Consider the following 6666-nt stretch of genomic DNA (forward strand, 5'->3'; position numbering starts at 1 on the left):
GGTCCCTGTGTAACGACCGGCGGGCCGGGGTCATTCCGGGGTCGGCCCATCCATGAGCACCCTCGTCGTGGCGGTGCCCGGTGGTCGTTCGTGGGGACTGTAACGACCCGGTGGAGGCTGGCATTCCACCTGCGCGACCAGCCGTCAGGGGTCCGGCGGCCGGTCGGTGGTACTGCGATCGTCAGGGTGTGTAACGACCCCGGCCCGGCCATGATTCCGGCCCACGAGTGCGCCCGGCCACACCCCACAAGCACCCACCAACGGACAAAGCGCCCACACGACACCGGGCCCACGTCGTCGAACCGGCCCTCACCGGGTGATCCACTCGGGTCCACGGAAGTCGGGGCATCCCGGACACCCGGACACCCCCGACATCAAGGAACCCGCGTCGATCATGCCCGGCCCGGGACGCCCGTGCCCGGCGTCCGATTCCGCATGCCTGGCCGCCGCCGTGCCCGGCATGCGAGTCCGGGCGGGTCAGGTGCCCAGGTAGCGCAGGATTGCGAGGATTCGTCGGCTGTAGCCCGTTGTGTGTGCGAGGTCGAGTTTGTCGAAGATCGCGTTGACATGCTTCTCGACGGCGCTCTGCGATACGTGCAGCCGCTGGGCGATGGCGAGATTCGTATGGCCCTGGGCCATCTCGTGCAACACGTCCCGTTCCCGCGGCGTGAGCCGACCGAACGGGTCGGGCCGATCCGAGCCGGCCACCACCTGACGGACCACCTCCGGGTCGAGGGCGGTGCCTCCGGCGGCGATCCGGTCGAGTGCGTCAAGGAAGTCGTCCACCTGGGCGACCCGGTCCTTGAGCAGGTAGCCAACTCCCTCGGGACGGTCCGCGAGCAGCCGCCCGGCGTAACGCCGCTCCACGTACTGGGAGAGCACGAGGACGCCGGTGTCGGGCCACCGACGACGGATCTCCAGGGCGGCCCGTAGCCCGTCATCGGTGTGGTTGGGTGGCATCCGGACGTCGGTGACGACCACGTCGGGACGTGATCGTCCGACCGCCTCGACAAGCTGGTCGGCGGTCCCGACCGCCGCGAGCACCTCGTGCTCCTCGTCGGCGAGCAGCCGCGTCAGGCCCTCCCGGAGCAGCGTCGAGTCTTCGGCGAGGACTAGTCGCACGGCAGCTGCGCCAGCACTGTCGTCGGACCTCCGGCCGGGCTGGTCACCAGCAGCCGACCGTCCAGCGCGGCGACCCGCCGCGCGAGCCCGGACAACCCGCGTCCGGCCGGGTCCGCCCCGCCGACGCCGTCGTCGTGTACGCGCATCCGGATCCACCCATCCCGTACTCCGATTTCGACAGTGACCAGGGTAGCGGCGGCGTGTTTCGCGGCGTTGGTGAGCGCCTCGCAGGCCACGAAGTACAGCACCGTCTCGACCTGCCGGTCGGGGCGGACGGGCAGCTCGCAGCGGATCCGCACCGGCACCTCGGATCCGCGGGCGACGATGGCCAGGACCTCGCCCAGATCGCTGTCGTCCAGTGCTGACGGGTAGACCCGCCATGCCACCTCGCGCAACTCTTCGATGGCCCGCTGCACGTCCTCGTGCGCCTGGGCGAGCAGTGCGTGTGTGCGGTCGGCGTCGCGGGCGCGCCGGGCCCGGCCGAGCAGCATGCCGAGGGCGACCAGCCGCTGTTGGAGGCCGTCATGCAGGTCGCGTTCGATGCGCTGCCGTTCGGCGTCGACAGCGGCGATGACCCCGGCCCGGCTGGTGGTCAGCTCATGGACCCGCCGCGTCAGCTCGGCCCGACTTCCCGGCCCGAGCAGTCGTCGCGCCAGCCGGATGTCGAGCGCGGCGATGCTGGCAACGGCCTGAACGTTGAGCAGTAACAGCACCGCCCCGACGGCGATCTGGGACAGGGCGTCGAGGAGGGTCAGCTCTCCGCGCAGCGCCGCGCGCAGCACGATCCCGGCCAGCACCATGCCGACGCCGAGCACGGTGTACGCCAACAGGCCGAGCGTGCCGGGTAACAGTCGGGCGGCCAGGTAGCCGAGCTGCCGGCGGGTCGCCACGGTGTTCGGCGCGGGCAGATCCTCTGCGGCGAGCAGCCCGGTGAGGCGGCGATGTTCCATCCGTACCAGCCGCTCCCCGTACCGGTCGGTCAGGTCAGCGACCCGACGGCCGGCCGCAGGCGCTACCGCGCGCACGCTGGATGCGGCGGCTGCGACGGCGAGGAAGGCGAGCTCGACGGCGGCCGTCGCGATGCCGACGGCGACGCCGAGCGGCAGCCGGAGCCGAAGCCACCACCCGCCGGTTCGCCGCTCCCCCATCACCTCGCCCGCCTTCCGCACCACGCCTGGTCCCCCTTGCTCCGCCTCATCTGATCCGCCCGCAGGCGACCCGGGGGTGGTGCGTGGGGTGAAGCAGAGCAAAGGGAACCAGCAGAGGGCTGGCTACCGCTCGTCCGAGGCCCACGATCCGCTTCGGTAGAGGGTGCCGCGACCGCCCGGGTCGGGCATCCCGTTCATTGCGCTCTGCTCGGGTTCGGTCGGCTCGGGGTTGCGGGCGGCGCGGCGGGCTTTGAGCACGCGGGACCCGACGAACCAGGCAGCCGCCGCCACGCAGACCACGATCACCACTTTCTGGAGCGTGCCGACGTAGCCCTCGACGAGGTGCCAGTTGTCGCCCAGCAGGTAGCCAGCGAGCACGAATGTGGTGTTCCAGATCAGGCTGCCCAGCGTGGTGTAGAGCAGGAACGTGGTCACCGGCATCCGCTCCACGCCCGCCGGGATGGAGATCAGACTCCGGAAGATCGGGATCATCCGGCCGAAGAAGACCGCCTTCACACCGTGCCGCAGGAACCACGCCTCGGTCCGGTCCACGTCGCTGAGCTTGACCAGCGGAAGCCGGGAAACGATGGCGCGCATCCGGTCGCGCCCCAGGGCCGCGCCGATCAGGTAGAGCGCGAGCGCGCCCACCACCGAACCCAGCGTGGTCCAGAAGATCGCACCGACCAGACTCATCCGCCCCTGCGCGGCGACGAACCCTGCCAGCGGCAGGATCACCTCACTGGGGATCGGCGGGAAGAGGTTCTCCAACGCCACCGCCAGGCCGGCACCCGGCCCGCCGAGTCGTTCCACCAGGTCAGTGACGTAGCCGACGATCCCGTCCTGTGGTGGCTCCGCTGCGGCGGCGGGGGTTCCGGTGGCGAACACGGCGTGGGACGTTCGAATCATGCGCCCACGTTACGAAGTCATCCTGAGAGCCGACCATGGGGCCGACCGCCCGACCGCGCGGGTCGACCACACCGGTGGGGGTGTGGAAAGCCGCACCCCGCTGCGGCTCGCCGTGGTCCAGCCGGCGTGCGTACCCCTGGATGTCGCGGCGAACGCGCGGGCGCACGCCGCCGCGGTCCGCGCGGCGCGCGCCCGGGTGGTGGTCTTTCCGGAGCTGTCGCTGACCGGGTACGAGTTGGACGCGCCGGTCGTGTCGGTCGACGACCCGCGGTTGACGCCACTGGTTGACGCGTGCGCCGAGGCCGGTGCGCTGGCCCTGGTCGGTGCGCCGGTCACCGGCGAGAACATCGCGATGCTGGCGGTGACCGGCGGCGGTGCGAGTGTGGCGTACCGGAAAATGTGGCTGGGGGACGCGGAGGCCCGCCGGTTCCGGCCCGGCGACGCCCCGGTCGTGCTCGATGTGGACGGTTGGCGGGTGGGGTTGGCGATCTGCAGGGACACCGGCGTGGCCGCGCACGCGGACCGGACGGCAGCGCTCGGGATCGACGTGTACGCGGCGGGTGTCCTCGAGTCGGCCCGCGACGCCGCCGTGATAGACCAGCGGGCGCACCGGATCACCGCCACGCACCGGGTCTGGGTGGCGGTGGCGAGCTTCGCCGGGTCGACCGGCGGTGGCTACACCGAGGCGGCGGGGCGGTCGGGCGTCTGGACGCCCGACGGCGAGGTGTACGCCCGCGCGGGCACCGAACCGGGCGAGTCGCTCAACGTCAGCCTCACGTCGCCGGACCGGGGCGGCGGGCGCGGTTAGGGTGACGGGATGATCTCCGGACGGGTGGTGCAGCTGCGGCGGTACCCGGTGAAGTCGCTGCTCGGAGAGCGGACCTCGGCCGCCGACATCAGCGCGAGCGGCGTCGCGGGTGACCGCGTGCTGGCCCTGCTGGATCAAACCAGTGGACGGGTGGCCAGCGCCAAGCAACCCCATCGCTGGCGCGGCCTGCTCACGCTACGAGCGACCGGCGGGCCGACCGATCCGGTACGGATAACCCTGCCCGACGGCCGGCGCCTGTCGAGCGAGGACCCCGACATCGACACGGCGCTCAGCGCGGCGGTAGGCCGCCCGGTGACCCTCGTCGACGCCGTACCGCCCGGCGCCACCCTGCTGCGCTCGCACCCGGAGGCGGTGCTCGCGGCCGGCCTCACCGACGAGGTCCCGGCCGACGAGAGCCGGCTCGGGTCGCTGCTGCCCGGGACCTTCTTCGACTTCGCTCCGATCCACCTGGTCACCACCGCGACCCTGGACCGGATCGCCGGGCATCTGCCGCCCGGGGCGGGGACGGTGGAACGCTACCGGCCCAACCTGGTGCTCGACACGGACACGGACGCCTTCGCCGAGAACGGCTGGGTCGGCCGGGAACTGCGCGTCGGCCCGGACCTGGTGCTCGCCGTGCTCGCACCGACGCCGCGCTGCGCGGTGCCCACGCTCGCGCACGGCCCGCTGCCCCGCGAGACCGAGGCGCTGCGGGTGCCCGCCCGGCTCAACCGGATCGAACCGCTGCCCGGAATGGGTCCCCAGCCGTGTGTCGGCGGGTACGCCACCGTGGTCCGCTCCGGGCGAGTGGCGGACGGCGACCACGTTTCGGTCGGCCCGTGAGTGTTTGCGCGCCGGCAATGACCTTGGAATGCTTCGGGAATGACCTCCTTTCCCCCGACCTTCGCCGATGATGTCGTCGGCCAGTCGGCCCAGAAGCAGTTCGAGGCGTTCATCGACGAGCACCGCAGAGCGCTCAACGGCTACCTGGACGGGCTGACCGAGGAGCAGGCCCGCCGGTCGTTGGTGCCGTCCCGGACGACGCTGCTGGGTCTGGTGAAGCACGCCGCGTTCGTGGAGAAGGTCTGGTTCGACGAGGCCGTCACGTGTCGGCCCCGGGCCGAGATCGGCATCCCGGCCACGCCGGACGAGTCGTTCATCCTCGACGACGGCGACACGATCGCCTCGATCCAGCGAGCGCACCGCGAGGCGTGCGAGGCCTCCCGCCGCGCGACGGCGCCGCTGGGCCTGGACGACCTGCTTCGCGGCAACCGGCGCGGCCCGCTGCCGCTGCGCTGGGTCTACCTGCACGTGCTGCGCGAGCTGGCGCAGCACTGCGGGCACGCGGAGATCCTGCGCGAGCAGATCCTGGCCGCCGACTAGCCGCGCCGCCGGCCGAAGCTGGTCGCGCGCGGCGTGGCCCGGATCACCCTCTGGCCCAACCGCCGGTGTCGGCGAAGCGACGCAGCGTCCAGCGGGCCGGCGGCCAACCGCCGGGGTCGTGGTCGGTGGTCCATTCGGTGATCGAGGCCGGGGGCACGTCCAGGTCGAACGCCCGGAAGACCGGCTGCGCGCCGAGCGCGTGGAAGGCGCCCTCGACGGTCTCGCTGTGGCCGACCAGGACCACTGTGGAGCCCCGGTGCCGGTGGGCGATCTCCATGATCGCGCGGCTGACGCGGACCACCAGCTCCGCCCAGCTCTCGTTGCCCTCCTCGAACGGTCGGAACACACCGCCACCCGCCACCGCGTGGTCGGTGCGGAAGAGGGCTGTCGGCAGGCCGTCGGCGTACGGGGGTGTGTGCCAGGTGCAGAGACCGCAGTCGGCCACGGGCCGGACGCCGAACGCCGCGCCGATCGGTTGCGCGGTCTCGACGGCCCTGCGCAGCACGGACGAGTAGACCGCCACCGGCCCGTCGACGGCGACCTCGCCGGTGAGCCGGTTGGCCAGGTCGTGTGCCTGCTCGTGGCCGAGGGCGGTGAGGCCCCGACAGCCACGTGGCCCACCGATGATTCCTTCGAGCTGGTGGACCGACTCGCCGTGTCGCACGAAGATCAGACGTGTCCGCATCGGGACATCATGCCAGCGGTATCGACGGCAGTATCAGTCGTCCGTACGGCTGGTGGAGAAGGTGTCGGCCCGGCTGAGCAGAGCGTCCAGTTTCGCGCCCGTCTGCGCTGGTAGACGGTCCCGCCGCACCAGCTCGGCGATGTGGTCCCGTAGGTCGGCGACGCGCTCGGCGCGGTCCCTGGTGCGGCGGTTGAGGTCGGCCAGGTCGTCACGCAGATCTTCGGCGGTCTTCGGGTCGACGTCACCGCGGGCGACCGCGGTGGCGAGGACGGCGGCGAATTCGCTGCTCACCTCCCGGAAGCTGACCGGTAGCTGCTGCCCCACGGTCGGGGGCGCGGTGCTGGCGGTGGGGCGTGTTGGGGACGGTACGGCCGGCGTCGGCGAGTGTGTCGTGGGCGCGAGGGCCGGGGCGGAGGTCGACGGCGCGGCGGCGATCTCGGCCGGGTCGGGTGTGCCCGGGTTGCCGAGCGGATTCTCCACGAACAGGACGCCGATGCCGATCAGCACGGCGAGCACGGCCGCGACGAGCACGGCGAGGGGCCGACGTGTTCGGCGTCGGGCCGGTGCGGCGGCTACCGGGACGGGGCGGGCCACCACCGACCGGTCGATCAGGG

General features: G+C 72.4%; 7 protein-coding genes and 1 pseudogene. 3 read left to right on the plus strand and 5 right to left on the minus strand.

Annotated features, from left to right (window positions below):
- Window positions 1-477 precede the first annotated feature (477 nt).
- The 3 genes from KBX08_RS31895 to KBX08_RS31905 form a co-directional block, all read right to left on the minus strand.
- The gene (locus KBX08_RS31895; RefSeq protein ID WP_210787479.1) at window positions 478-1122 is read right to left on the minus strand and encodes a response regulator transcription factor; all 645 of its coding nucleotides are present in this window, start codon (window positions 1120-1122) and stop codon (window positions 478-480) included.
- The gene (locus KBX08_RS31900; RefSeq protein ID WP_307850706.1) at window positions 1113-2294 is read right to left on the minus strand and encodes a histidine kinase; all 1182 of its coding nucleotides are present in this window, start codon (window positions 2292-2294) and stop codon (window positions 1113-1115) included. The genes KBX08_RS31895 and KBX08_RS31900 overlap by 10 nt, the downstream gene beginning before the upstream one ends.
- Window positions 2295-2393: 99 nt before the next feature.
- Window positions 2394-3176 (minus strand): DedA family protein, encoded by a 783-nt coding sequence (locus KBX08_RS31905; RefSeq protein WP_210787480.1) that lies wholly within the window; start codon window positions 3174-3176, stop codon window positions 2394-2396.
- Between the two features lie 82 nt (window positions 3177-3258).
- Between KBX08_RS31905 and KBX08_RS31910 the strand changes: the two genes are divergently transcribed.
- From KBX08_RS31910 to KBX08_RS31920, 3 genes are read left to right on the plus strand one after another with little or no spacing between them, the layout of a single operon-like run.
- A complete protein-coding gene (locus KBX08_RS31910; RefSeq protein ID WP_307850707.1) occupies window positions 3259-3984 on the plus strand; it encodes a carbon-nitrogen hydrolase family protein in 726 nt (241 codons plus the stop codon).
- 9 nt (window positions 3985-3993) lie between these two features.
- Window positions 3994-4827: an MOSC domain-containing protein gene (locus KBX08_RS31915; protein WP_210787482.1), complete on the plus strand. Its 834-nt coding sequence runs from the start codon at window positions 3994-3996 to the stop codon at window positions 4825-4827.
- A gap of 39 nt (window positions 4828-4866) precedes the next feature.
- Entirely contained in the window at window positions 4867-5367 is a 501-nt protein-coding gene (locus KBX08_RS31920) for a DinB family protein (RefSeq protein ID WP_210787483.1), read from the plus strand.
- A gap of 43 nt (window positions 5368-5410) precedes the next feature.
- Here the strand turns inward: KBX08_RS31920 and KBX08_RS31925 are convergent, their stop codons facing one another.
- Both KBX08_RS31925 and KBX08_RS31930 read right to left on the minus strand, forming a co-directional pair.
- Window positions 5411-6052, minus strand: coding sequence for a histidine phosphatase family protein (locus KBX08_RS31925; RefSeq protein ID WP_210787484.1), 642 nt, complete (start codon window positions 6050-6052; stop codon window positions 5411-5413).
- A 33-nt stretch (window positions 6053-6085) separates the two neighbouring features.
- A pseudogene (locus tag KBX08_RS31930) lies at window positions 6086-6666 on the minus strand (serine/threonine protein kinase); the annotation flags it as partial.

This window comes from Micromonospora sp. H61, assembly GCF_018070325.1.
GTDB classification, from domain to species: domain Bacteria; phylum Actinomycetota; class Actinomycetes; order Mycobacteriales; family Micromonosporaceae; genus Micromonospora; species Micromonospora salmantinae.

What these genes read in the sequence shown, in the direction of transcription:
- KBX08_RS31915 (WP_210787482.1), top strand. Translation starts at nt 3,994, where the DNA reads ATGATCTCCGGACGGGTGGTGCAGCTGCGGCGGTACCCGGTGAAGTCG.
- KBX08_RS31905 (WP_210787480.1), bottom strand. Translation starts at nt 3,176, where the DNA reads ATGATTCGAACGTCCCACGCCGTGTTCGCCACCGGAACCCCCGCCGCC.
- KBX08_RS31925 (WP_210787484.1), bottom strand. Translation starts at nt 6,052, where the DNA reads ATGCGGACACGTCTGATCTTCGTGCGACACGGCGAGTCGGTCCACCAG.
- KBX08_RS31920 (WP_210787483.1), top strand. Translation starts at nt 4,867, where the DNA reads ATGACCTCCTTTCCCCCGACCTTCGCCGATGATGTCGTCGGCCAGTCG.